The sequence below is a fragment of the Kitasatospora sp. NPDC001664 genome, from assembly GCF_053596675.1.
The window spans coordinates 41,593-64,309 of the sequence record NZ_JBSFGS010000024.1; the positions used below are offsets into that span (position 1 = coordinate 41,593).

Here is a 22,717-nt window from a genome sequence, read left to right on the forward strand (position 1 = left end):
GAGAGAGGGTCACGTGCCCACCGCCACCAGGACGGTGAGCAGCACCACGGCGGCGAGCAGCGCGCTCAGGTAGGTCTGGGCGTTGCCGGTCTGGGCGCGGCGGACGGCCCAGCCGAGCAGCTTGGCACCCTGGCCGCTGCCCTCGACGTAGGTCTCGACGACCTCGCGGTCCAGGAAGCGGACCAGCTTGGCGGCCCCGGCGGTCGGCCGGACGAACAGCGCCGAGTAGAGCGCGTCCACCCGGAAGCCGTGCAGCGCGGGCCGGTACAGCGGGCCTAGCAGCAGGCGGCCCGGGTCGGTGGCCGGGGCGGGCACGGGGGCGACGGGCGTGAGCGACTCGGCGGCCGGGGCCCCCGGCTGCTCGGGCACCCGGGCGGCCGCGTCGATCGCCCGGGAGGTGACGGTCCGCCAGGCGGCCCAGCCGATCAGCAGGCCGGCGACGGCCAGGCCGGTGCCGATCACCGCCGTCACGGTGGACGGGCGGAGCTCGCCGCCGTCCAGCAGCGCGGGCAGCCAGTCGCTGCGCAGGCCCGCGATGCCGAAGGCCATGGTCGGCACCGCCAGCACCCAGAGCGGCCAGCGCATCGCGGCCGGCTCGGCGTGGGCCGGGTCGGCCTCGTCGACCTCCGGCGAGTACGGGGCGAGCACCGGACGGGCGAGCGGGACGTCCGAGCTGTGGAAGGCCAGCAGCCAGAGCCGGGCCGCGTAGGCGGCGGTGAGCAGCGCGGTGAGCCCGGCCGAGACCAGCACGATCCACCCGGCGGCGGCCGGGACGGCGGAGGCCGGGCCCAGGCCGTTGGTCAGTGCCTCGCCGGTGGCGGCGTGCTCGGCGGCGGTGAGCACCGACTCCTTGGTGAAGAAGCCGGTGAACGGCGGCAGCCCGACCAGGGCGACCAAGGCGATGCCCATCGTCCAGTAGGCGTCCGGGACCTTCTTGCGCAGGTCCGGGATGCGGGCCATGGCCGAGAGCGAGTTGGTGTGCGCGGCGTGGATGACCACACCGGCCGCCAGGAAGAGCAGCGCCTTGAAGGCACCGTGGCCGACCAGGTGGAAGACGGCGGCCTGCCGGTCGCCGGCGGCCAGCGCGCCCGCCATGTAGCCGAGCTGACCGACCGTCGAGTACGCCAGCACCCGCTTGAGGTCGTCCTGCGCGAGGGCGCAGAGCGCGGAGCCGACCATGGTGACGGCGGCCATCACGGCCAGCACCACCAGCGCGGCGGTGGAGGCCAGGAAGACCGGCAGCAGCCGGGCCACCAGGTAGATGCCCGCCGCGACCATGGTGGCGGCGTGGATCAGCGCGGAGACCGGCGTCGGGCCGGCCATCGCGTCCGGGAGCCAGGTGTGCAGCGGGAACTGCGCGCTCTTGCCGGCCACGCCGCCGAGCAGCAGCAGGGCGGTGAGCGTCGGGTGCGAGAGCTGGCCCTCGGTGGCGGCCCTGAGCACGCCCTCGATCCGGAAGGTGCCCGCGTCGGCGCCGAGCAGGAAGATGCCGATCAGGAACGGCACGTCGCCGAGCTTGGTGACCAGGAAGGCCTTGAGGCTGGCGGAGCGGGCGTCGGCGGTCTCCCAGTGATGACCGATCAGGAAGTACGAGCAGATGCCCATCACCTCCCAGCCGACCAGCAGCACGACCAGGTCGCCGGAGTAGACGACCAGGAACATCGCGGCGGTGAAGAGCGAGACCAGCGCGGCGTAGGACGGGTAGCGCGGGTCGTCCTTGAGGTAGGCGGTCGAGTACACCTGCACGCAGGTGGCGACCAGGCCGACCAGCACCGAGATCAGGGAGCTGTAGCCGTCCAGGTGGAGGGCGAGGGAGAGGTCCGGCCCGCCGGTCGGGGCCAGCCGGGTGGCGGCGTCCAGGGTGCCGCCGGTGCCCAGCTGGAGCGCGACCACCAGGGCCAGCACCGCCGAGGCGAGCACCGGCAGCACGGCCAGCGGCCGGGTCAGGCCCGGGGCGCGCCTGCCCGTCGCCAGGGTGGCGGCGGCGCCCAGCGCGGGGAGCACCGGGACCAGGATCGGGAGGGCGAGGTTCATGCGGCGGCCTCCGCCGGCTCTGCTTCGTCCGCTGACGCGTCGTCACCCAGGCCGTTGACCCGGTCGATGTCGGCGGTGCCGCGGGTGCGGAAGACCAGCAGCACGATGGCCAGCCCCAGACCGATCTCGGCGGCGGCCAGCGTGATGGTGAACAGGGTGAGCGCCTGACCGGCGTGCAGGGTGTCCCGCAGCCAGACGTCGAAGGCGACCAGGTTGAGGTTGACGGCGTTGAGCATCAGCTCGACGGACATCAGGACCAGGACGGTGTTGCGCCGGGCGAGCACGCCGTAGACGCCGACACTGAACAGCAGCGCGGCGAGCACGACGGGATAGGCGAGGTGCATCGCGTCAGTGCTCCTTCGGGGTGGTCGCCTTGGCGCTGGTCGCCTTGCCGGCCCGCAGCTTGCCGGGGCGGGGCCTGGGCCTGCCGCCGCCCTTGCTGCGGGAGAGCACGATGGCGCCGACCAGCGCGGCCAGCAGCAGCACCGAGAGCGCCTCGAAGGGCAGCACCCAGTGCCGGAACAGGTACTGGCCGGTGGCCCGGGCTCTGCCGCCGCCCGCGCCCAGGTCGATCCAGGTGGTGCGGAACGCGTCCACCACCAGGGTCACCAGCACGGCGGCGGAGCCGAGGCCGACCGCGAGGGCGGCCCAGCGGTTGCCCGAGTCGGCGTCCGGGGAGCGGCCGATCGGGGCCTTGGTCAGCATCAGCCCGAAGAGGACGAGGACCACCACCGAGCCCAGGTAGATCAGCACCTGCACCCAGGCGATGAACTCGGCGGTGAGGAGCAGGAACTCCACGGCCAGGCCGCCGAGCGCGACCACCAGCCAGAGCGCGGCGTGCACCAGCTGACGGGTGGTCACGGTGAGCACCGCCGCACCCAGCACGGCGACGCCGACCAGCAGGAAGACGATCTCCGCCCCGGTCGGGGAGAGGAAGGAACGGGTGGCCGGCTCCAGCGAGCCGACGGCGGTCGAGAGCGGGCTCACTGGTCGTCAGCCTCCTTGGCGAGCGCTGCCGCCGCCTTCTCGGCGGCCTTGCGGGCCATCGCGATCTCCTTGGGCTCCTCGGCCGCCGGGTCGAGCGCGGGCGGTGCGGGCACCGTCCACATCCACTCGCGCAGGCGCTCCTTCTCGTGGGTGAGCTCCAGGATGTCGGTCTCCGCGTACTCGAACTCCGGGGACCAGAACAGCGCGTCGAAGGGGCAGACCTCGATGCAGATCCCGCAGTACATGCAGAGCGAGAAGTCGATCGCGAAGCGGTCCAGCACGTTGCGGGTGCGGGCGCGGGCGTTCGGGTCGGCGGCGGGCAGCGTCTCCTTGTGGGAGTCGATGTAGATGCACCAGTCCGGGCACTCGCGGGCGCAGAGCATGCAGACCGTGCAGTTCTCCTCCAGCAGCGCGATCACCCCGCGGGTGCGGGGGGCGAGCTCGGGCTGGACGTCCGGGTACTGCGCGGTGACGGTCTTCTTCGTCATCGTGCGGAGCGTGACGGCGAGGCCCTTGGCCAGGCCGGAACCGGGAAGCTTCATTACTGGATCGCCACCTTCACGATGCCGGTCAGCGCGAGCTGGGCCAGGGCCAGCGGGATCAGCGTGGTCCAGGCGAACTTCATCAGCTGGTCCTCGCGCAGGCGGGGCCAGGTGACGCGCAGCCAGATCACCACCAGGGCGAGGGCGAAGGTCTTGACGATCGTCCAGAGCCAGCCGAGCTGGTCCTCGAACGGGCCGTGCCAGCCGCCCAGGAAGAGGACGGCGGTGAGCGCGGAGACGACCAGGATGCCCGCGTACTCCGAGAGCAGGAAGAACGCGAAGCGGATGCCGGTGTACTCGGTGTACGCGCCGAAGATGATCTCGGAGTCGGCCACCGGCATGTCGAACGGCGGCCGCTGGAGCTCGGCGAGGCCCGCGACGAAGAAGACGAAGGCGCCGGTGATCTGCCACGGCACCCACCACCACTGGAACCCCTCCAGGATCCCGGGGAGCGAGAGGGTGCCGGCCGCCATCGCCACGGAGGCGGCGGCGAGCAGCATCGGCAGCTCGTACGCCATCAGCTGGGCGGCGGTGCGGAGCCCCCCGAGCAGGGAGAACTTGTTGGCCGAGGCCCAGCCCGCCATCAGGGAGCCGAGCACGCCGACGCCCATCACCGCGAGCACGAAGAAGATGCCCGCGTCGACGGTCTGGCCGACGAAGCCGTCCGGGCCGACCGGGATGACGAGGAGCACGATCAGGTACGGCAGGAGTGCGACGGCCGGTGCGAGCTGGAAGACGCGGCGGTCGGCGTCGGCCGGGACCACGTCCTCCTTCTGCACGAACTTCACGCCGTCGGCCACCAGCTGGGCCCAGCCGTGGAAGCCACCCGCGTACATCGGGCCGAGGCGGCCCTGCATGTGCGCCATCACCTTGTGCTCGGTCTGACCGATCACCAGCGGGGCGACCAGGAAGACCACCAGCACCGCGACGCAGCGCAGCAGCATCTCGAGGAGGCTCACGCGCCCTCTCCTTCCTGCGGGCCGGACTCGGCGGCGGGCTTGGGCTCTGCAGCGGGCTCGGGCTCGACGGCGGGCTTCGCCTCCGGCGCGGGGGCGGGCTCCGCCTGCGGCTGGGCCGCTGACGCGGGCTCAGGCTGTGCGGCCGCCTCCGGTGAGGGAGCCGCTCCGGCCTCCGGCTTCGGCACGGCAGCGGGCTCCGGCTTGGGCGTCGGCGTCGCGGGGACGGCCGGGGCGCCCGGGCCGCCGCTGACCGGCGGGGCCGGGGGTGCGGGGCGGGTCGGGGCGGCGGCCGGCTGGTCGGTGGACGGGGCCGGGTTGTGCCACGGGGCGTCCGAGGAGCGGGGGGCCGGACGTGACGGTGCCTCGGTCGGCGGGGTGTCGGCGGTCTGGCTCACCGAGCCGTCGCTGATCGACCTGGTCCGGCGCGGACGCGGTGCGGCCTCGGTGGCTGGTGCGCCCTCTCCCGCCTGGCTGACCGAACCGTCGCTGATGGAGCGGGTCCGGCGCGGACGTGCCTCCGCACCCTCGGCGGCGGCACCCGCCGCACCGGCGGCGGCGCGCGGCGTACGGGCGGCCCGGGCGGGGCGTTCGGCGACGGGCGGCAGGGTGCCCTTGAGCGGGCCCCACTCGTTCGGGTCCGGCACGCCGGCCGGCTGCATCTTGCGCCGGGCCGGGCCGTCGCCCTCGCTCTCGCCGGGCTCCTTCGCGCCGGGCCAGGCCTTGGCGACCCGGGCCGCGAGCGCGAACTCCTTGCGCAGCGGGTGGCCCTCGAAGCCGTCCGGCAGCAGCAGGGTGATCAGGTGCGGGTGCCCGGTGAAGTCGATGCCGAACATCTCGGCCGTCTCCCGCTCGTGCCAGCCCGCGCCCGCGTACACGCCGATGGCGGTGGGCAGCACGGCGGCGTCCCGCGGCACGCGGGTGCGCAGCAGCAGGTGGCGGACCGGCCCCGACCCCGCGTCGGCGAGGTGGGCGGCGACGGAGAAGCCGTCGGCCAGTTCGTCCACGGCGCTCAGCCAGTCGAAGAAGGCGAGACCGAGCACGTCGCGGGTGGTGGTGAGCGCCTCGATCCAGCGCTCGGCGGGCACGTCCACCGTCAGCAGCTGGTACGCCTCGGCGGCGGTGGCCCACTCGCCGAACACCTCGGTGGCGTTCTCGGCGGTGATCTGGGGGTGCGTCACTTCTGCTCAGCCTCCGGGCCGGCCACCAGCGGGCGGCGCAGGGCGGCGTCCGGCGCCGCGTACCGCTGCGGCAGCGACTCGGCCGCGATCTTCTCCTGGAGCTTGAGGATGCCCTGGAGCAGCGCCTCCGGCCGCGGCGGGCAGCCGGGCACGTAGACGTCGACCGGGATGATCTGGTCCACGCCCTTGGTGACGGAGTACGAGTCCCAGTACGGGCCGCCGGAGTTGGCGCAGGCGCCGAAGGAGATGACGTACTTCGGCTCGGGCATCTGCTCGTAGAGCCGCTTGACGGCCGGGGCCATCTTGTCGGTGACGGTGCCGGAGACGATCATCAGGTCGGCCTGACGCGGGCCGGGGGCGAACGGGATCACGCCCATCCGGATGAAGTCGTGCTTGGCCATCGAGGCCGCGATGAACTCGATGGCGCAGCAGGCCAGTCCGAAGTTGAAGCACCAGAGGCTGTACCGGCGGCCCCAGTTGAGCACCACCTTGACCGGGTCCGGCGCCAGCCGGGCCAGCGGGCCGACCTTGCGGACCTCCACCGCACCGGGGTTGGCCGGGTCCGGGATGCCCAGGGGCACCGGACCGCCGTGGTTGTGGCTCAGGTCCATTCCAGAACGCCCTTCTTCCAGGCGTACAGCAGACCGACCGCCAGGAAGCCGATGAAGACGAACATCTCGATCAGGGTGGCCGCGCCGTACCCGGGGTCAGCGAAGACCGTCGCCCACGGGAAGAGGTAGATCGCGTCCACCGCGAAGATGACGTAGAGGAACGCGTAGACGTAGTAGCGGACCTGGGTGTGCGCCCAGCCCTCGCCCACCGGGTCGACGCCGCACTCGTAGGCGAGCAGCTTCTCCGGCGAGTGGACCACCGGCCGGAGCAGGCGGTTCACCGTGAACGAGACCGCGACGAACAGCGCGCCGACCACGGCGAGCAGGCCGACGGCCGCGTAGGCGTCGAAATAGCCGGCTCCCGCAGCAGGGTCGGCAGCGGCCAACTGCCCCTCCATGCGTCCGCCTCTCTTCTTCTACTACTCACGCGTCCCAGCAATGTCAGAGCGTGAGTCTATGTGCACCGCCCCCTACCGCCAGACCGTGCCCGACCTGCAAGACACCGGATGGACAGGAGGGGGTGGGGATATCCCCACCCTGTGGACACCCACAGCCCTCATGGCCTCCGGCCCGCCCGACCCGCGATGCTCGACCAGGAAGACCTACTGAGAGGCTTGGGCACGTGATGAAGGAGAACCAGAACCTCCGCCCCCCGCTGTACGGCAAGCTGATGTGGCGCCAGGTCCAGCACCTGCTGCTCAACCTGCCGGTGGGGGTCCTCGGGTTCGCCGTCACCGCGGTGCTGCTGGTCGCCGGGCTCGGCCTCTCCATCACCGTCATCGGCCTGCCGCTGCTCGCCTTCGGCCTCGGCGTCAGCCGCTCGCTCGGTGCGCTCGGCCGGCGCCGCTCCGCCCTGGTGCTCGGCACGCCCCCGGTGGTCGCCACACCGCCGCAGCTCACCCGGCCCGGGATGGCCGGCCGGGTCACCGCCCAGATCACCGACTCGCTGTCCTGGCGCTCCGCCCTCTACTGCCTGGTGATGGTCCCCTGGGGCGTCCTCTCCTTCGCCCTCACCCTGCTCCTGCTGGTCGTGGGCTGGCCGATCCTGCCCTGGGCGATGCGCTTCCTCTTCGCCACCGACCGGGTCCTGACGGACAGTCTGCTGATGCCGAGCGCGCTCTCCGAGCGGGTCCGCGAACTGGAGGACGACCGGGGCGTGGTCGTCGACACCGCCGCCGCCGACCTGCGCCGCATCGAGCGCGACCTCCACGACGGCGCCCAGGCCCGCCTGGTCGCCCTCGCCATGGACCTCGGCCTGGCCAAGGAGAAGCTCACCGAAGATCCCGCCGCCGCGGCCGTCATGGTCGACGCCGCCCACGGCGAGGTGAAGCTCGCCCTCCAGGAGCTCCGCGACCTCGCCCGCGGCATCCACCCCGCCGTCCTCACCGACCGAGGCCTGGACGCCGCCCTCTCCGCCGTCGCCGCCCGCTGCACCGTCCCCGGCGGCGTCACCGTCCACGTCGACCTCCCCGACCGCCCGGCCTCCGCCGTCGAGGGCATCGCCTACTTCACCGTCAGCGAGCTGCTCACCAACATCTCCAAGCACGCCCGCGCCACCACCGCCACCGTCGAGGCCTGGCGCTCCGACGACCGCCTCATCCTCCAGGTCAAGGACGACGGCCACGGCGGCGCCACCCCCCACCCCAACTCCGGCCTGGCCGGCCTCACCGACCGCGTCACCGCCGTCGACGGCCTCCTCCTCATCGACAGCCCCACCGGCGGCCCCACCACCATCACCGTCGAACTCCCCTGGCACACCCGTACCCACCGGCCCTGACGACGTGACCGGGCCCGGCAGGCCTGCCCTTGCGCGGGTGTGGGGCTGCCGGGCCCGGGGTCTTGAGGGGGTGTCAGCCCTGGAGGGTGCCGAGGGTGACGTCGGTGGTGGTGGTCTTGCCGTCGCGCTGGTAGGTGACGGGGACCTTGGCGCCGGGTTGGAGGGCGGCGAGGGCGGTGGTGAGGCTGTTCATGGTGGTGATGGGGGTGTCGCCGAGCTTGGTGATGACGTCGCCGGGCTGGAGGCCGGCGTTGGCGGCGGGGCCGCCGGCGGTGACGGAGGCGATGACGACGCCCGCGGGGCGGAAGTCCGCGTCGAAGTAGGTGCGGGCGGTGATGCCGAGGGCGGCGCGGCCGGAGTTGGTGACCTTGCCGTCCTTGATGAGCTGGTCGGCGATGCTGGTGATGGTGGCGGCCGGGATGGCGAAGCCGATGCCGGGGGCGGCGCTGCCGTTCATGTCGGGGTCGGTGGCGGCGAGGGTGTTGATGCCGATCACCTGGCTGGAGAGGTTGACCAGGGCGCCGCCGCTGTTGCCGGGGTTGATGGCGGCCGAGGTCTGCACCATGTTGCCGATGGTGGCGCCCGGGGAGTCGCCGCCCTTGGGCTCGGAGACGGTCCGGCCGGTGGCCGAGACGATGCCCTGGGTGACGGAGGAGGAGAGGCCGAGCGGGCTGCCCATGGCGAGGGTGATCTGGCCGACCTCGACCTTGCCGGAATCGCCGAAGGTGGCGGGCTTGAGGCCGCTCGGCGGGTTGGTGAGCTTGATGACGGCGAGGTCGGACTCGGGGTAGCTGGCGACCAGGGTGGCGTCGAGCGCCTTGCTGCTGTTGGCCAGGGTGACGGTGAAGGTCTTGGCGGTGCCGACCACGTGGGCGTTGGTGACGACGTGGCCCTTGTCGTCGTAGACGATGCCGGAGCCGAGCCCGGTGCCGGTGGTGATCTGCACCACCGAGGGCAGCACGTTGGCGATCACCTTCTGGTAGTCGTCCTGGAGCGAGTTGGAGCTCGACGGCGCGGCCGCCGTGGAGGAGGCGGAGGACGACGCGGAGGAGGATGCGGAGGACGAGGAGGACGAGGAGGAACTGCTGCTGGTGCAGCCGCTGACCAGGGCGACGGCCGCCAGCAGGGCCATCCCGGGGAGCAGCAGCCGGGGCCCGGTGGGGCGGGGGCCGGCCGGGATCGGGCGGGTGGGTTCCTTCTTGGGGTGCACCTGGGATTCCTCCGGTTCCGTGCGCGGGCGACTGCCGTCGGGCCTGGGCAGCTTTGGCAGGATTGCACCTTTATGTCCCGATATCCCGAACCGACGCGCTGTCAGCCGCCGCTCCCGGAGCGGTGCGTCGGCGGCATAGGCTCTCGGACATGACCTGGTTGATCACCGGCGGAGCCGGTTACATCGGCGGACACGTCGTGCGGGAGCTGGTCGCGACCGGGCGGCGGGTGGTCGTGCTGGACGACCTGAGCAGCGGCTCCCCGTCCCGGCTGCCCGAGGGCGTGCCGCTGGTGGTCGGCTCCACGCTGGACCGGGCGGCGCTGGACGCGGTGATCCGGGAGCACGGGGTCACCGGCGTGGTGCACGTCGCGGCCAAGAAGGCGGTCGGCGAGTCGGTCGAGCAGCCGCTGCGCTACTACCGGGAGAACCTCACGGGCCTGCAGACCGTGCTGGAGGCGGCCGTGGACGGCGGCCTGCGGCACGTGCTGTTCTCCTCCTCGGCCGCCGTCTACGGCATGCCGGACGTGGACCTGGTCACCGAGGCCACCCCCTGCGACCCGATGAACCCGTACGGCGAGAGCAAGCTGGCCGGCGAGTGGATGGTGCGGGCCGTCGGCCGTGCCCACGGCCTGTCCACCGTCTCGCTGCGCTACTTCAACGTGGCCGGCACGGCCGCCCCGGAGCTGGCCGACGACGGGGTCTCCAACCTGGTGCCGATGGTGCTCCAGCGGCTGACGTCCGGTCGGGCCCCGCTGGTCTTCGGCGACGACTACGCCACCCCCGACGGCAGCTGCGTGCGCGACTACATCCACGTCGCGGACATCGCCTCCGCCCACCTGGCCGCCGTCGAGCGCCTGGAGGCCGCCGAGGAGCGGCTCGCGCTCACCCTCAACATCGGCCGGGGCGAGGGCGTCTCGGTGCTGGAGATGGTCGCCGCGATCGCCCGGATCACCGGCCTCGACACCCCGCCGGAGATCGCCCCGCGCCGCGCCGGGGACCCGGCCAGCGTGGTCGCCTCCGCCGAACTGATCCACCGTGAGCTCGGCTGGAAGGCCGCCCACGACCTGGACTCGATGATCACCTCGGCCTGGGAGGCCTGGCGGCGCCGCGGCTGACGCGGGCTCAGCAGTCCGATCCGACGAGGGCCGGGGGCGGGCCCTGGACGCCCAGCACCAGGCGGTAGCAGCGCTTGGCGGTCAGGTGCATCGGTACCGGCGACGAGGTGTAACCCCGCTCCACCCGCAGCCGCACCTCGACCGACCAGCCCGGCCCGGGCCGGACGTCGCTCAGCTTGACCTTTCCGGCGGCCGCCGCGGACGCCAGGCTGTCCTTCGGCACGCCCTGGGTGTAGTCCAGGCCCGCGACCGAGGCGACGAACGCCTCGGCCGCCCGGTCCGCCTCCGCCACCGCCCGGGTCTTCGCGTTCCGTTCCCGCGCGGCGGAGGCCACCACCGCGCCACCGGCCGCCAGCACCGGCAGCAGGGCCACCCCGACGCAGCCCAGTGCCCACCCCTGCCGCCGGCGGTCACGCCGACGCCGCCGCCGGTGCGCCGCCTGTTCCAGCTGCTCGGCCAGGTCCGGGAGCTCCAGTCTCGTCCAGGCCTTCGACTTCGAAGCCTTGGGCTCCGTCGCCTTCGGCTCCGAGACCTTGGGCTCCGTGGCCTTCGGCTCCGAGACCTTGGGCTTCGAGGCCTTGGGCTTCGAGGCCTTGGGCTCCGAGACCTTCGACGCCGTCTCCATCTCCGTCATCCCCCCGCTCCGCCCCGTCAGTTCGGTACGGCCGTGCCGTAGAACGCGTCCAGAGCGTAGACGCACCGGTCCTTGGAGCCGACGAAGACCCTCCCCCCGACGGCCACCGGGGAGCCGGTGAGCTCGCCCTTGGTGCCGAGCTCCCAGCGGAGCTGACCGGTGCTCAGGTCCAGGGTGTGCAGGGAGTGGTCCCGGCTGCCGAGGTGGACCAGGCCGTCGGCGACGGCCGGGGTGCCCACCAGGTCGCCCCGGGCGCGGTAGCGCCAGCGCTCGTGGCCGGAGGCGGTGTCGAAGGCGTGCAGGGTGTCCCCCGCGCCGACCAGGGCGGTGCCGCCCGCGACCACCACGGGCTCGGCGCCCTGGCGGCTGCCGGTGCGCCCGCGCCAGCGGTCGCGGCCGGTGGCGGCGTCCAGCGAGTAGACGGTGCCGAGGTAGTCGGCGACGTAGACCGCGCCGTTGTCCACCGCGGGCGGGGTGAAGAGCACCACGGCGGCCTCGAACCGCCAGCGCTCGGCACCGGTGGCCGCGTCCAGGGCGAAGACCCGGGTGCCGGAGGTCAGGTAGAGGGTGCCGGCGTGCTCGACCGGGCGGGAGGGCACGCCCTCGCCGACCGGGATGGCCCAGCGGATGCCGCCGCCGCGCGGGTCGACGCAGCGCAGCCGTCCGCCGCCGTGGTAGTACATCGCCCCGGCCACCAGGGCCGGACCGGACTGCGGGTTCTCGTAGTCCTGCTGGGCGTCGTCGGCGCGCCAGAGCTCGGCCCCGCTGGCGGCCGAACGGAGCTGGACGCCACCGCCCCTGACACCGCAGCAGAGCACGCCGTCGGCGGCGTCCAGGGAGTAGATCCAGCCGTCCAGCGAGTTGCGCCAGCGCTCCGTGCCGTCCCGGACGTCCACGGTGTACAGGTGCGGGCCGTCGGCGGCGTGCACCCGGCCGGAGTCCACGGCGAGCGCCCAGGCCACGTCGCGGGTCTTGTAGCGGCGCTGGCCGGAGCCGATGTCGAGGGCGTGCACCTCGAAGCTGGAGACGAACAGGGTGCCCTCGGCGACCACCGGGGTGCCCCAGACGTCGTTGGACATCCGGAACCGCCAGGGACGCCAGCGCGGAGCCGGCGGCTCGGCCTCGGCGGGCTGCCCGGCCCCTGCGGGCGTCGCGCGGCGCACCCAGTCGGTGCCCGGTCCGGCCATGCCGCCGGGCGCCGCCTCGGCCCGGGGGCCGGGCCCTATCGGCACCGCCGCCCCGGCCAGCCGGACGGCCCCCTGGGCCGGCGCGCCGTGGTCCGGAGCCCCCTGGCCGGGGACGCCCTGCGGCGGACGTCCCGCGATCTTCTCGGTCGCCCGCTCGTACGGCTGCCCCTGCGGCTGGGGCTGCCCGTGCGGCTGGGGGTGCGGCTGGGGCTGGGGCTGGGGCTGCGGGACGGGCGGCGGCGGGGTGGGCCGCCGGTTGCGCTTCTGCTCGATCAGGTCGATCGCGTTGACGGGCAGCCAGTCCCCCGCCTCCCCGGCCGCGTCGTCCCGCGAGAACAGGTGCGGGGCCAGCTCGGCCTGGATCTGGGCCGGGGTCGGGCGCTGGTCGGCCTCCTGCCGCATGCAGGCCCGGACCAGGTCGTGCAGCTCGGCCGGAAGGCCGGTCAGGTCGGCCTGGTCGCGCAGCAGTTGGAAGACGGTCTCGACCGGGTTGGCGCCCCGGTAGGGGGCGTGGCCGGTGGCGCAGAAAACCAGCAGCGAGCCGAGCGAGTAGACGTCGCTGGCGCCGGTCACGCTGCGGCTGTCCTTGGCCTGCTCCGGCGACATGTAGGCGGGGGTGCCGACCGCGACGTTGGTCATGGTGAGGCGGGAGCTGGAGACCCCGGCGGCGATGCCGAAGTCGATCACCCGCGGGCCGTCCTCGACCACCAGCACGTTGGAGGGCTTGAGGTCGCGGTGGACCAGCCCGGCCGCGTGGATGGACTGCAGGGCCTCGGCGATGCCCGCGATCAGCCAGCGGACGGCGTCCACCGGCAGCGGCCCGCAGTGGGCGACCAGGTCCTCCAGGGAGGGCGCCGGGACGTACGCGGTGGCCAGCCAGGGCACCCGCGCGTCGGCGTCGGCGTCCACCACGGCGGCGGTGTAGAAGCCGCCGACCGTCTTGGCCGCCGCGATCTCCCGGGCGAACCGGACCCGGAACAGGTCGTCCTCGGCCAGTTCCGCCCGCACCGTCTTGATCGCCACCCGGCGGCCCGAGGCGGAGCGTGCCAGGTAGACCAGACCCATCCCGCCCGCGCCGAGCCGCCCGAGCACCTCGAAGGGCCCGATCCGCCTCGGATCGTGCGCCGAAAGCTGGTCCACTCCGCAGCCACCTCCCCGTCCTGCCGCCACCCGGTCGGGGGCGCGACGCCCCCGATTCTCCAATGCCCGCCCCGCCTGATCCAATCTCCCCCGCCGCAGCCCCGTCCGGGGCGGGTTCCGGCCTTCCCGGACGGGATCTGACGGACCGACGGACGGCGGTGGCCGACCGGCCGCCGAGGGGCCAGAAATCGGAACAGCAGGCTCCACTACGGTCACTCTGCGCCACCCGACGGAGCCTCAGCCGACGACCCGTCACGCTGGGGTCCCGTCAGCTCACGGGGGGGAACGGTCGCGGGCATCCGGAGCTGAATATCCATCAACCCGGGCGGGCTAATAGTCGCATCACCGAATCGCGCCAAGATCTTGCCACGGTAAGCTGACGGCATGACAGGACAAGTTCGCACCGTCGACGGTCGCGTCGCCGGGCGACGCGGACAGGAGACGCGGCAGAAGCTGCTCGACTGCCTCCGCGAGATGCTCAGCACGTCTCCGTACCGGGACGTCAAGGTCATCGACGTCGCCCGGATGGCAGGCACCTCCCCCGCGACCTTCTACCAGTACTTCCCGGACGTCGAGGGCGCAGTCCTCGAAATCGCCGAGGAAATGGCCGAGGACAGCGTCGAGCTCAAGGAGCTCGTCGATGGAAAGTCCTGGGCGGGAAAGACCGGTGTCACCACGTCGGAAGACCTGGTGGAGGGTTTTCTCGCCTTCTGGCGCAAGAACGATGCCATTCTCCGAGTCGTCACTCTCGGTGCGGCCGAAGGGGACAAGCGGTTCTTCAAGATCCGCATGAAGGTCCTCAACTCGGTGGCCGGGCCCCTCGCCGAGGCCATCTCGGCGAACCAGGGGAAGACCGACAGGTCGGTCGACGCCTCCGGACTCTCCGGGGCCCTGGTCTCGCTGCTCGCCTCGGCGGCCGAGCACGCCAAGGCCTTCACCTCCTGGGGAGTGAAGGCCAAGGACCTCAAGCCCACGCTGGCGCTCCAGGTCTACCTGGGCGTCACCGGTAAGAAGCCGCCGAAGTAAACCACCCCGTCCACGCGTGCTCCGTCCCGGTTTCCTGTCCGGGACGTGCCGGACGCCGGCCGTGTCCTCGGGGGAGGTTGGCCGACCGCCACACCGCGCAGCACGCCCGACCAACGCGAAGGACCCCGGGCCCGTGAGGGCCCGGGGTCCTTCGCCGTCCCGGGGGTGCGTCCCGGGAGTCCATGGGGGGGGTGTGGACGCCGAGGGGGCGTCAGGGGCAGCGGACCACCTGGCCGGCGTAGGCCAGCCCGCCGCCGAAGCCGAACAGCAGCACCGGATCGCCGCTGCGCAGCTCGCCGCGCTCGACCAGCTTGGAGAGCGCCAGCGGGATGGAGGCGGCCGAGGTGTTGCCGGACTCGACCACGTCCCGGGCCACCACCGCGTCCTCGGCGAGGCCGAGCTTGGCGGCGATGGCGTCGATGATCCGCAGGTTGGCCTGGTGGGCCACGAAGCCGCGCAGCTCGGACGGCTCCAGCCCGGCCTTGGCACAGGCCTGCCGGGCCAGCGGGGCGAGCTGGGTGGTGGCCCAGCGGAAGACGGTCTGGCCCTGCTGACTGATCGTCGGGTCCCAGCCGGTGATGACCACCGCGTCGCCCTTGTCCGGTTCCGATCCCCAGAGCACCGGGCCGACGCCCGCCCGCTCGTCCGGGACGGCCTCCAGCACCGCGGCCCCGGCCCCGTCCGCGAAGATCACGCAGGTGGTGCGGTCGGACCAGTCGATGGTGTCGGACATCCGCTCGGCGCCGATCACCAGCGCCCGGGTGGCGGAGCCGGCCCGGATCGCGTGGTCGGCGGTGGCCAGCGCGTAGGAGAAGCCGGAGCAGACGGTGTTGATGTCGTACGCGGCCGGGCTCTTCACGCCGAGGCGGGCGGCCACCGCGGCGGCGGTGTACGGGCTGCGCTCGGTGGCGGTGCAGGTGGCGACCACCACCAGGTCGATCTGGTCGGCCATCAGACCGCTGTTGGCCAGCGCCTTCTGGGCGGCCTCGGTGGCGAGGTCGACGAGGGTCTCGTCCTCCGCGATGTGGCGGGTGCGGATCCCGACCCGGGAGCGGATCCACTCGTCGTCGGTGTCGACCAGCGTCGCCAGGTCGTCGTTGGAGAGGACCTTGGGCGGCTGGTAGTGGCCGAGCGCCACGATGCGGGAGGCGGTCATACCACCCACTCAACAGCGTTACCGGCGGGTCGCCCGGTCGCGCACCGGTACAACGTACGAGGTCGGAAGCTGTAGGGGCTGGACAACTCCCCCGGGATCAAGCCTCCGTCCGGGGATGCCCCGGGGTGCCGTCAGGCGGCCATGGTGGCCGCGTCGGCCATCACGATGGCCGGCTTGGCGGCCGGGTCCAGCGCCTTGATGAGTTCGACCATCTGCGCCTCGGGCAGCGAGATGCAGCCGTGGGTCGGGCCGCCGTGGTCCACGTGCAGCCAGATGCCGCCGCCCTTGGCCACGCCCATCGGGTACTTGGTGGAGAGCGGGGAGGTGCCGGGCACCCGGTTGTAGTTGATCGCCACCACGTAGTCGAAGGAGCCGGCCAGCTGCTCGCCGTTGAAGCCGGTGCCGCCGATCACGAAGGCCTTGTCCTGGTCGTAGGGCAGCTTGGAGCCCGGGTCCGCCTTGCGGCCGCCGGCGTCGGTCAGGGCGAAGACGCCGACCGGGCTGCGCAGGTCGCCCTGCTTCTTGTCGGTGGTCCAGCCCTTGGCCGCGTTGTGGCCCTGCCAGGTGGCGCCGGGCTTCCAGCGGTTGTCGGCGGTCCTGGTCCAGAGCACCACGGTGGTCTCGGTGGCGTCGCCCGCCTTGCCGGTGGCCACCACCAGCTGCCGGGTGTCGGCGGAGATCTGGGAGGCGAACTTGGGGCCGATGCCGGGGATCGCGTCGAAGGTGCCGTCGCCCCGGTCGGAGCGGTTGGCGGCGGGCTGCTCGGCCCGCTGGTCGGCCTTGGCCTGCGCCGGGTCGGCGGACGGGGCGGTCGTCGACGCACCGTCAGGGAGCGGCCGGTCCGGCACCCCGGCGGCGGTCACCCGGGGCTCGGCGTTGCCCGGCCCGACGGTGAACCAGCCGGAGACGGCGGCCAGCAGGAAGGCGGTGGAGCCGAACGCGACCTTGCCGCCGTGGCTCTTCTTCTTGGGCTTGCGCCGGTGTCCGCGCGGCCGCGCGCCCTCCTCCAGGGTCGTGGGGGCTGCTGCCCCGCCTCGAGGTTTGGCGCGATGGGAACCGGACATGGGGCGATCCTTCCAAAGCCACGGGCCGGAACGGAACCCTTGGCGTGTGGTGAGCCTGTGAGCATACGCGCTCGGATGCGCGCCGTCCCCCGGCTCGGGCGAGCTCGGGGGACGGTGTGACGCAGGTGTCAGAGGCGCATGGCCTGCGGGGTCTCCCGGCGGTTCAGGTCGGGGCCCTCGTACTCGCGGATGACCTCGTAGCGGGTGTTGCGCTCCACCGGGCGGAAGCCGGCGTCGCGGATCAGGTCGAGCAGGTCGTCGCGGCCCAGCTTGTTCGGGGTGCCGAAGTTGTCCGCGTCGTGGGTGATCTTGTACTCGACCACCGAGCCGTCCATGTCGTCGGCGCCGTGGCTGAGCGCCAGCTGCGCGGTGGTGACGCCGTGCATCACCCAGAAGACCTTGACGTGCGGGACGTTGTCGAAGAGCAGCCGGGAGACCGCGAAGGTCTTCAGCGCCTCGGCGCCGGTGGCCATCTCCGTACGGGCCATCAGCTTGTTGCGGACCACGCCGTCCTTGGAGTCGTGGAAGTCGTGCTGGTACCGCAGCGGGATGAAGACCTGGAAGCCGCCGGTCTCGTCCTGGAGCTCACGCAGCCGCAGCACGTGGTCGACCCGGTGCCGGGGCTCCTCGATGTGGCCGTAGAGCATGGTGCACGGGGTCTTGAGGCCCTTCTCGTGCGCCAGGCGGTGGATCCGCGACCAGTCCTCCCAGTGGGTCTCGTGGTCGACGATGTGCTGGCGGACCTCCCAGTCGAAGATCTCCGCGCCGCCGCCGGTGAGCGACTCCAGGCCGGCGTCGATCAGCTCGTCCAGGATCTCACTGGCCGTCAGACCGCTGATCCGCTCGAACCAGTGGATCTCGGTGGCGGTGAAGGCCTTCAGCGAGACGTTCGGCAGCGCGGCCTTGAGCTCGCGCAGGCTCCGCGGGTAGTAGCGCCAGGGCAGCGTCGGGTGCAGGCCGTTGACGATGTGGAGCTCGGTCAGCGAGTCGACCTCCATCGCCTTCGCGAGCCGCACCGCCTCCTCGATCCGCATGGTGTACGCGTCCTTCTCGCCCGGCTTGCGCTGGAACGAGCAGTACGCGCAGGAGGCGGAGCAGACGTTGGTCATGTTGAGGTGGCGGTTGACGTTGAAGTGGACGACGTCGCCGTTCTTCACCGTCCGCACGTGGTGCGCCAGACCGCCGAGCCAGGCCAGGTCGTCGCTCTCGTAGAGGGCGATGCCGTCCTCGCGGGTCAGCCGCTCACCCGCGTAGACCTTCGCCTCCAGCTCGCGCTTGAGCCCTGCGTCCATGCGGTGCCCCGCCTCCTCGTGCCTCGGTTATCAAGCCGGGAACGAGCCTACGCCTATGCGCTCAGTAGCTCGGCCAGCAGCCCCGGGTCGACGTTGCCGCCGCTGACCACGGCGGCGAAGACCCGGCCGTCGAGCTCGGCCGCGCGGTGGAAGTAGGCGGCCGGGGCGACCGCTCCGGAGGGCTCGGCGACCAGGCGGCCGCGGCGGGCCAGCAGGGCGACGGTGGAGCGGATCTCCTCCTCGGAGACGGTCACGATGTCGTCCACGTAGGCCTGGATGTGGTCGAAGGGCAGCACTCCGACACTCGGGGTGCGCAGCCCGTCGGCGATGGTCCGGTAGGTGAGGTCGGTGGACCAGCTCAGCCGCTCGCCGGCCCGGAAGGAGGCCTGGGCGTCGGCGGCCAGCTCGGGCTCGACGCCGATCACCCGCACGCCCGGGCAGGCCAGCTTGAGCGCGGCGGCGGTGCCGCTGATCAGGCCGCCGCCGCTGACCGGCACCAGCACGGTGTCCAGCTCGTCGGGGGCGTCCTCGGCGATCTCCAGGCCGACGGTGCCCTGGCCCGCGATGATGTACGGGTCGTCGTACGGCGGCACCCAGACGTACCCGTGACGCTCCGCCAGCTCGGCGGGCAGGGTGTCCCGCTCGCCGGGGGCGACCAGGATCACCTCGGCGCCGAAGGCCCGGGTGTTCTCGACCTTGACGGCGGGTGAGACGTCGGGCATCACGATGACGGCCTTGATGCCGAGCAGTTGGGCGGCGTAGGCCACCGCCTGGGCGTGGTTGCCGCTGGACTGGGCGACCACGCCGCGGGCCTTCTCCGCCTCGCTCAGCGCGGAGAGGCGGTTGTACGCCCCGCGCAGCTTGAACGCTCCGGTCGGCTGGAGGCTCTCCGGCTTGAGCCAGAGCCGGCGCGTGCCGTCCTCCGCCCACGGGGCGGGCAGCAGCGGCGTGCGCACCGCCACTCCCTCGATGCGCTGCTGCGCGGCGCGCAGCTCCTCCAGGCCGACCAGTGCCATCGCTCTACTCCCCCGATTCCAAAGGCAGTTCGCTCACCCGGTTCTCCCACTTGGTGGAGAGCACCACGGTGGTCCTGGTGCGGGCCACCCCCTTGGTGCCGGAGAGCCGCTTGACCACCGACTCCAGGCCCTCCACGTCGGAGACCCGGACCTTCAGCATGTACGAGTCGTCACCCGCGATGAACCAGCAGTCCTCGACCTCGCCGAGGTCCTTCAGCCGGTGCGCCACGTCCTCGTGGTCGGCCGCGTCGGTCAGCTGGAGGCCGATCAGCGCGGTCACCCCGAAGCCCAGCGAGGCCGGGTTGACGGTGGCCCGGTACCCGGTGATCACCCCAGCCTGCTCCAGCCGGTTGATCCGGTCCGTGACGCTCGGCCCGGACAGGCCTACCAGGCGGCCGAGTTCGGCGTACGAGGCCCGGCCGTTCTCCCGAAGGGCCTGGATGAGCTGTCTGTCCACCGTGTCCATGTATCCGCCCGCGTCCTTCCGAACCTCTCCAGACCCACAGATCATTATCCGGTTTCAAAGGCGACATGCTCAGATCGACCCGGATATCTCAGAGAACATACCTTCCCATCGGGCGCCCGCTCACCCGACCTTCCCACCCTCGCCCAACTCTCCCTCCCAACGCCGGTAGAGCGCGTGCGGCACACCGACCGCGTCCAGCACCCGCCCGGCGACGAAATCGACCAGCTCGCGGGCGGTCGACCCGCCCGCGTAGAAGCCCGGCGAGGCCGGCAGCACCACGGCGCCCTGGGCGTCCAGCTCCACCAGGTGCCGGAGCGTCACCCCGCTGAGCGGGGTCTCGCGCAGGCAGACCACCAGCGGGCGGCGCTCCTTGAGGGTGACGCTGGCGGCCCGCTGGAGCAGGTCCTTGCTCAGACCGAGCGCGATCCCGGCCACCGCCCCGGTGGTGGCCGGCACCACCAGCATCCCCTTGGCCGGGTACGAGCCGCTGGACGGGCCGGCCGCGAAGTCGCCCGCCGGCCAGTAGCGGACGCCGTCGAGGTCCCCGCTCCCCAGCCACGCGGCCAGGTCGTCCCGCCAGTGCGCGTCCCGGAAGGCGATGCCGGTCTCGTCCAGGATGGTGAGCCGCGCCGCCCGGCTCACCACCAGGTCCACGGCCTCCCCCGCCCCCAGCAGCGCCCGGATCACGGAGGCGGCGTACGGCGTCCCGGACGCTCCGGACACCCCGACCACCCAGGGCCGGCGGACGTTCTGCTGATCTGTGCTCATACCGGGCACCTTAGAGCCCGGCGCCGGCCGCTCACCGGAGCCGGGTGGCCACCACCGTGCTCAGGTCCGGGGCCAGCCTGAGGTCCACCGCGCGCAGGGCCGGATGGCCCAGCCAGTGCAGCCGGGCGGTGTCCGGCTCGCCCTGGTACCGGGGCGGCCACTCGGTGCTCGGGGTGAAGTCGTCCACCACCAGGACCCCACCGACCGTCAGCAGCCGCTCCGGGTCGGCCGGTCCGGTCTGCTTGCCGTTCCCGCCGCCGTCCAGCACCAGCAGGTCGGACGGGGCGTGTCGGTAGACCTCGGTCCAGTCACCGTGCACCACCCGGACGTTCGGCAGCTCCGCGAACACCTCGGCCGCCGGCGCGGCCCGTCCGGCGTTGTCGGCGCCTCACTTCGCGCGGCTGCGGGGCGAACCGTCCGGGGCCAGCTCGATCAGCTGGACCCTGCCGTCCCCGGTCCGGATCCGGATCCGGTCCGGGCCGTCCCAGGCGGCCTCCAGCAGGGCGCCGTCGTCCGAGTCGCCGTTGAACCGGCCGAGGTGCCAGCGCCGTTCGGCGAGGCCGCTGCCCTGCTCCAGGTAGACCATCCAGAGCGGGTCGATCAGGTCGCGGCCCTCCTCCACCACCAACTGGCGGTCGGCGCGGGCGGGCGCCGCGTGACGCTCCGTCGGCTTCCAGCCGGAGCGGGTGAACTGGTACGCCGGAATGCTGAAGAAGGCCAGCCCGATGACGGCCACCAGCACCGTCGCCCTGGCCCCGTCGTCCCGCAGGCCGACCATCGCCGCGGCCGTCAGCACGACCACCGCCGCGACCACCCAGTCCACCGGCCGGTCCAGCTCCTGGATCAGCACCAGCCCGCCCCGGTGGGTGGCGATGCTCCCGATCACCTGGGCCACCACCATCAGCCCGACCGCCCCCAGCAGGGCCCGCACCGTCTTCCGACGCGCCGTCGCTCCCGGCCCTCCCTCGCCCGTCGGTACCGGCTCGGCCGTCATCCCCACGTCTCCCCCCACCGCACATCCGTTCGTGTGGGGTGAGGGTACGTCAGGAGGGTCACAGCGCGGCGGCCTCGGCGATCACCGTCCGCTCGATGCCGCGCAGCAGGCGCTCCACCTCGGCCGGGGCGAACAGGCGGGAGTCGGCGGTCATCGCGATCTCCAGACCGCCCGGCTGGTCGGCCATGTGCAGGACGTAGCTGACCCGGCCGCCGTGGTCGGTGGCGGGCTGCCAGGTGAGGGTGGCGGCGGGGGCGGCGGACGGGTCCCAGGAGGGGTCCGGGGCGGGGAGGGGGGAGACGCGCTGGTCGTTGTACCAGCAGGAGCGCTCGAAGACCACGCCCGGATCCTCGGCGTACGGGGCGAGCTCGGCCTCCAGGGCGCTCTTGTCGTAGTAGGCGCTGCGGTAGGTGGCCAGCGAGGCGCGCTTGGTGCGGCCGAGGAGTTCGGCGAAGTCGGCGCCCTCGGTGTCGATGGCGAGGTAGCCCTCCATCGCGAGCGGGCCGGTGGCGCGGGCCAGGCCGTTGTGGAAGCGGTTGTTGACCATCAGTTGGAGGCCGCAGCGGCCGGTGCCGGCCCACTCGGCCACGGTCAGCGCGGTGGCGGCGAGCAGCACGGTGGGCGGGGTGGCCCGGACGGCCGGGCAGAGCCGCGCCAGGGCCTGCGGCAGGGCCGGGGAGAGCAGGTGGGCGCGGCGGTAGGGCGGGTCCTCGGGGGCGGGGGTGAGCGCGGCCGGGTCCTTCGGGGCACGGGCTCCGGCGGCGGCGGTGCGCCAGTGCCGGCGGGCGGCCGCGTCGAGCCGCTGCCCGCGGGCGGAGCGCTGCTCGGCGGCCTGTTCCAGCGGCTGGAGTTCGGCGGCGGAGGCCTCCCGGACCTGTTCCCGGCTCGCCCCGGTGGCGAGCGCGACCAGGTCCTCCATCAGCCGGGGCAGGCCCCAGGCGTCGGCGGCGGTGTGCGAGAAGACGGCGGCCAGGTGGTGCACCAGTCCGTCCTCCACGACCACGCCGAACCGGGCCTGCCACTCGCCCGCGTAGTCGAAGGCCCGGCCCCAGAGCTCCTGCCGCAGCTCGGCGCCGATCCCGGCGGCGGTCTCCGCGGTGCCCGCTCTCAGGTGCAGCGGGGCGCCGCCCTCACCGTCCAGCTGCTGGCGCAGCTCGCCGCCGGGGGTCTCCACCACCCGGGTGCGGAGGGCGTCGTGGACGTACAGCAGCCCGCCGAGGGCCTGACGGACCGTCTCCAGCGGCAGCGGCGGGGAGACCGGGCCGTCCATCGGGACGTTGTAGGCGTGGTCGCCGGGGCGGATCGCCCGGAGCGCGTGCCAGATCGCGTACTGGCCCCAGGTGACGGGGCCCTCGCCGCTGCGGGCCCCGGTGCAGCTGACCCGCTGGGTGGTGGCTTCGGTCTTCACCGGACGTCCCTCCGGGCGGCGGGAGGCACCGCCCCGTGACTCGACTGGAGTGCGCCGCGTGCCGGGCGGACGACCGGGAGGGATACCTGGAGCCGAACGGCCCTGCACCACAGGGGTGTTGACGAACCATTCGGGGCTCGCACCCCCGTCCGG

23 protein-coding genes are annotated in these 22,717 nt (G+C 73.1%); 3 read left to right on the top strand and 20 right to left on the bottom strand.

Annotation, left to right across the window (positions count from 1 at the left end; translation table 11 throughout):
- Positions 1–9: 9 nt before the first annotated feature.
- Genes ACWCYY_RS29225 through ACWCYY_RS29260 form a run of 8 tightly spaced genes read right to left on the bottom strand, consistent with a single transcriptional unit; the run spans position 10 to position 6,709 of the window.
- Positions 10–2,034 carry an NADH-quinone oxidoreductase subunit 5 family protein gene (locus tag ACWCYY_RS29225; protein WP_345278868.1) on the bottom strand — a complete coding sequence of 675 codons (2,025 nt, stop codon included), beginning with the start codon at positions 2,032–2,034 and terminating at the stop codon, positions 10–12.
- Positions 2,031–2,378: an NADH-quinone oxidoreductase subunit NuoK gene (nuoK, locus tag ACWCYY_RS29230; RefSeq protein ID WP_345278870.1), complete on the bottom strand. Its 348-nt coding sequence runs from the start codon at positions 2,376–2,378 to the stop codon at positions 2,031–2,033. The genes ACWCYY_RS29225 and nuoK overlap by 4 nt, the downstream gene beginning before the upstream one ends.
- Positions 2,379–2,382: 4 nt before the next feature.
- Complete coding sequence (locus ACWCYY_RS29235; RefSeq protein ID WP_449797747.1) at positions 2,383–3,021, bottom strand: NADH-quinone oxidoreductase subunit J family protein; 639 nt, start codon at positions 3,019–3,021, stop codon at positions 2,383–2,385.
- Positions 3,018–3,563: a NuoI/complex I 23 kDa subunit family protein gene (locus ACWCYY_RS29240; protein ID WP_345278874.1), complete on the bottom strand. Its 546-nt coding sequence runs from the start codon at positions 3,561–3,563 to the stop codon at positions 3,018–3,020. The genes ACWCYY_RS29235 and ACWCYY_RS29240 overlap by 4 nt, the downstream gene beginning before the upstream one ends.
- On the bottom strand, positions 3,563–4,507 hold the full coding sequence (locus ACWCYY_RS29245) for a complex I subunit 1/NuoH family protein (protein ID WP_345278954.1): 945 nt from the start codon (positions 4,505–4,507) through the stop codon (positions 3,563–3,565). Before ACWCYY_RS29245 ends, ACWCYY_RS29240 begins: the two co-directional genes overlap by 1 nt.
- A gap of 11 nt (positions 4,508–4,518) precedes the next feature.
- A complete protein-coding gene (locus tag ACWCYY_RS29250; RefSeq protein WP_449797748.1) occupies positions 4,519–5,700 on the bottom strand; it encodes an NADH-quinone oxidoreductase subunit C in 1,182 nt (393 codons plus the stop codon).
- The gene (locus tag ACWCYY_RS29255) at positions 5,697–6,311 is read right to left on the bottom strand and encodes an NADH-quinone oxidoreductase subunit B (RefSeq protein ID WP_345278878.1); all 615 of its coding nucleotides are present in this window, start codon (positions 6,309–6,311) and stop codon (positions 5,697–5,699) included. The genes ACWCYY_RS29250 and ACWCYY_RS29255 overlap by 4 nt, the downstream gene beginning before the upstream one ends.
- Positions 6,302–6,709 (bottom strand): NADH-quinone oxidoreductase subunit A, encoded by a 408-nt coding sequence (locus ACWCYY_RS29260; protein ID WP_345278880.1) that lies wholly within the window; start codon positions 6,707–6,709, stop codon positions 6,302–6,304. The genes ACWCYY_RS29255 and ACWCYY_RS29260 overlap by 10 nt, the downstream gene beginning before the upstream one ends.
- Before the next feature lie 227 nt (positions 6,710–6,936).
- Here ACWCYY_RS29260 and ACWCYY_RS29265 point away from each other — a divergent pair, with 227 nt between their 5' ends.
- The gene (locus tag ACWCYY_RS29265) at positions 6,937–8,088 is read left to right on the top strand and encodes a sensor histidine kinase (protein ID WP_449797749.1); all 1,152 of its coding nucleotides are present in this window, start codon (positions 6,937–6,939) and stop codon (positions 8,086–8,088) included.
- 73 nt (positions 8,089–8,161) lie between these two features.
- Here the strand turns inward: ACWCYY_RS29265 and ACWCYY_RS29270 are convergent, their stop codons facing one another.
- On the bottom strand, positions 8,162–9,220 hold the full coding sequence (locus ACWCYY_RS29270) for a S1C family serine protease (protein ID WP_345278956.1): 1,059 nt from the start codon (positions 9,218–9,220) through the stop codon (positions 8,162–8,164).
- Between the two features lie 227 nt (positions 9,221–9,447).
- Between ACWCYY_RS29270 and galE the strand changes: the two genes are divergently transcribed.
- On the top strand, positions 9,448–10,413 hold the full coding sequence (gene galE, locus ACWCYY_RS29275; protein WP_449797750.1) for a UDP-glucose 4-epimerase GalE: 966 nt from the start codon (positions 9,448–9,450) through the stop codon (positions 10,411–10,413).
- A gap of 7 nt (positions 10,414–10,420) precedes the next feature.
- On the opposite strand, the gene ACWCYY_RS29280 is transcribed toward galE, so the two are convergent.
- Positions 10,421–11,047: a hypothetical protein gene (locus ACWCYY_RS29280; RefSeq protein ID WP_449797751.1), complete on the bottom strand. Its 627-nt coding sequence runs from the start codon at positions 11,045–11,047 to the stop codon at positions 10,421–10,423.
- A 17-nt stretch (positions 11,048–11,064) separates the two neighbouring features.
- Positions 11,065–13,374, bottom strand: coding sequence for an outer membrane protein assembly factor BamB family protein (locus ACWCYY_RS29285; protein ID WP_449797752.1), 2,310 nt, complete (start codon positions 13,372–13,374; stop codon positions 11,065–11,067).
- A gap of 384 nt (positions 13,375–13,758) precedes the next feature.
- On the opposite strand from ACWCYY_RS29285, the gene ACWCYY_RS29290 reads away from it, so the two are divergent.
- The gene (locus tag ACWCYY_RS29290) at positions 13,759–14,400 is read left to right on the top strand and encodes a TetR family transcriptional regulator (RefSeq protein ID WP_345278893.1); all 642 of its coding nucleotides are present in this window, start codon (positions 13,759–13,761) and stop codon (positions 14,398–14,400) included.
- 211 nt (positions 14,401–14,611) lie between these two features.
- On the opposite strand, the gene ACWCYY_RS29295 is transcribed toward ACWCYY_RS29290, so the two are convergent.
- The 9 genes from ACWCYY_RS29295 to ACWCYY_RS29335 all read right to left on the bottom strand — a co-directional run bounded on the left by ACWCYY_RS29295 (position 14,612) and on the right by ACWCYY_RS29335 (position 22,564).
- The gene (locus tag ACWCYY_RS29295; RefSeq protein ID WP_345278894.1) at positions 14,612–15,556 is read right to left on the bottom strand and encodes a beta-ketoacyl-ACP synthase III; all 945 of its coding nucleotides are present in this window, start codon (positions 15,554–15,556) and stop codon (positions 14,612–14,614) included.
- A 131-nt stretch (positions 15,557–15,687) separates the two neighbouring features.
- Positions 15,688–16,620 (bottom strand): L,D-transpeptidase family protein, encoded by a 933-nt coding sequence (locus ACWCYY_RS29300; protein WP_449797753.1) that lies wholly within the window; start codon positions 16,618–16,620, stop codon positions 15,688–15,690.
- Positions 16,621–16,748: 128 nt separating this feature from the next.
- A complete protein-coding gene (gene mqnE, locus ACWCYY_RS29305) occupies positions 16,749–17,912 on the bottom strand; it encodes an aminofutalosine synthase MqnE (protein WP_345278898.1) in 1,164 nt (387 codons plus the stop codon).
- Between the two features lie 53 nt (positions 17,913–17,965).
- Positions 17,966–18,928, bottom strand: a complete 963-nt coding sequence (locus ACWCYY_RS29310; RefSeq protein WP_345278899.1) for a threonine ammonia-lyase — start codon at positions 18,926–18,928, stop codon at positions 17,966–17,968.
- 4 nt (positions 18,929–18,932) lie between these two features.
- A complete protein-coding gene (locus tag ACWCYY_RS29315; protein WP_110672680.1) occupies positions 18,933–19,394 on the bottom strand; it encodes an Lrp/AsnC family transcriptional regulator in 462 nt (153 codons plus the stop codon).
- A 120-nt stretch (positions 19,395–19,514) separates the two neighbouring features.
- The gene (locus ACWCYY_RS29320; RefSeq protein WP_345278902.1) at positions 19,515–20,162 is read right to left on the bottom strand and encodes a UbiX family flavin prenyltransferase; all 648 of its coding nucleotides are present in this window, start codon (positions 20,160–20,162) and stop codon (positions 19,515–19,517) included.
- 31 nt (positions 20,163–20,193) lie between these two features.
- A complete protein-coding gene (locus tag ACWCYY_RS29325) occupies positions 20,194–20,511 on the bottom strand; it encodes an O-methyltransferase (protein ID WP_345278903.1) in 318 nt (105 codons plus the stop codon).
- A gap of 39 nt (positions 20,512–20,550) precedes the next feature.
- Positions 20,551–21,156, bottom strand: a complete 606-nt coding sequence (locus tag ACWCYY_RS29330) for a hypothetical protein (protein ID WP_449797754.1) — start codon at positions 21,154–21,156, stop codon at positions 20,551–20,553.
- 58 nt (positions 21,157–21,214) lie between these two features.
- Entirely contained in the window at positions 21,215–22,564 is a 1,350-nt protein-coding gene (locus ACWCYY_RS29335) for a condensation domain-containing protein (RefSeq protein ID WP_449797755.1), read from the bottom strand.
- Positions 22,565–22,717: the final 153 nt, after the last annotated feature.

Coding starts and splice junctions, on each gene's coding strand:
- ACWCYY_RS29245 (WP_345278954.1), bottom strand. CDS start 4,507: ATGCTGCTGCGCTGCGTCGCGGTGCTGGTGGTCTTCCTGGTCGCCCCG.
- nuoK (WP_345278870.1), bottom strand. CDS start 2,378: ATGCACCTCGCCTATCCCGTCGTGCTCGCCGCGCTGCTGTTCAGTGTC.
- ACWCYY_RS29255 (WP_345278878.1), bottom strand. CDS start 6,311: ATGGACCTGAGCCACAACCACGGCGGTCCGGTGCCCCTGGGCATCCCG.
- ACWCYY_RS29315 (WP_110672680.1), bottom strand. CDS start 19,394: ATGGACACGGTGGACAGACAGCTCATCCAGGCCCTTCGGGAGAACGGC.
- ACWCYY_RS29320 (WP_345278902.1), bottom strand. CDS start 20,162: ATGAGCACAGATCAGCAGAACGTCCGCCGGCCCTGGGTGGTCGGGGTG.
- ACWCYY_RS29240 (WP_345278874.1), bottom strand. CDS start 3,563: ATGAAGCTTCCCGGTTCCGGCCTGGCCAAGGGCCTCGCCGTCACGCTC.
- ACWCYY_RS29295 (WP_345278894.1), bottom strand. CDS start 15,556: ATGACCGCCTCCCGCATCGTGGCGCTCGGCCACTACCAGCCGCCCAAG.
- mqnE (WP_345278898.1), bottom strand. CDS start 17,912: ATGGACGCAGGGCTCAAGCGCGAGCTGGAGGCGAAGGTCTACGCGGGT.
- ACWCYY_RS29310 (WP_345278899.1), bottom strand. CDS start 18,928: ATGGCACTGGTCGGCCTGGAGGAGCTGCGCGCCGCGCAGCAGCGCATC.
- galE (WP_449797750.1), top strand. CDS start 9,448: ATGACCTGGTTGATCACCGGCGGAGCCGGTTACATCGGCGGACACGTC.
- ACWCYY_RS29300 (WP_449797753.1), bottom strand. CDS start 16,620: ATGTCCGGTTCCCATCGCGCCAAACCTCGAGGCGGGGCAGCAGCCCCC.
- ACWCYY_RS29270 (WP_345278956.1), bottom strand. CDS start 9,220: ATGGCCCTGCTGGCGGCCGTCGCCCTGGTCAGCGGCTGCACCAGCAGC.
- ACWCYY_RS29225 (WP_345278868.1), bottom strand. CDS start 2,034: ATGAACCTCGCCCTCCCGATCCTGGTCCCGGTGCTCCCCGCGCTGGGC.
- ACWCYY_RS29290 (WP_345278893.1), top strand. CDS start 13,759: ATGACAGGACAAGTTCGCACCGTCGACGGTCGCGTCGCCGGGCGACGC.
- ACWCYY_RS29265 (WP_449797749.1), top strand. CDS start 6,937: ATGAAGGAGAACCAGAACCTCCGCCCCCCGCTGTACGGCAAGCTGATG.
- ACWCYY_RS29260 (WP_345278880.1), bottom strand. CDS start 6,709: ATGGAGGGGCAGTTGGCCGCTGCCGACCCTGCTGCGGGAGCCGGCTAT.
- ACWCYY_RS29280 (WP_449797751.1), bottom strand. CDS start 11,047: ATGACGGAGATGGAGACGGCGTCGAAGGTCTCGGAGCCCAAGGCCTCG.
- ACWCYY_RS29330 (WP_449797754.1), bottom strand. CDS start 21,156: ATGACGGCCGAGCCGGTACCGACGGGCGAGGGAGGGCCGGGAGCGACG.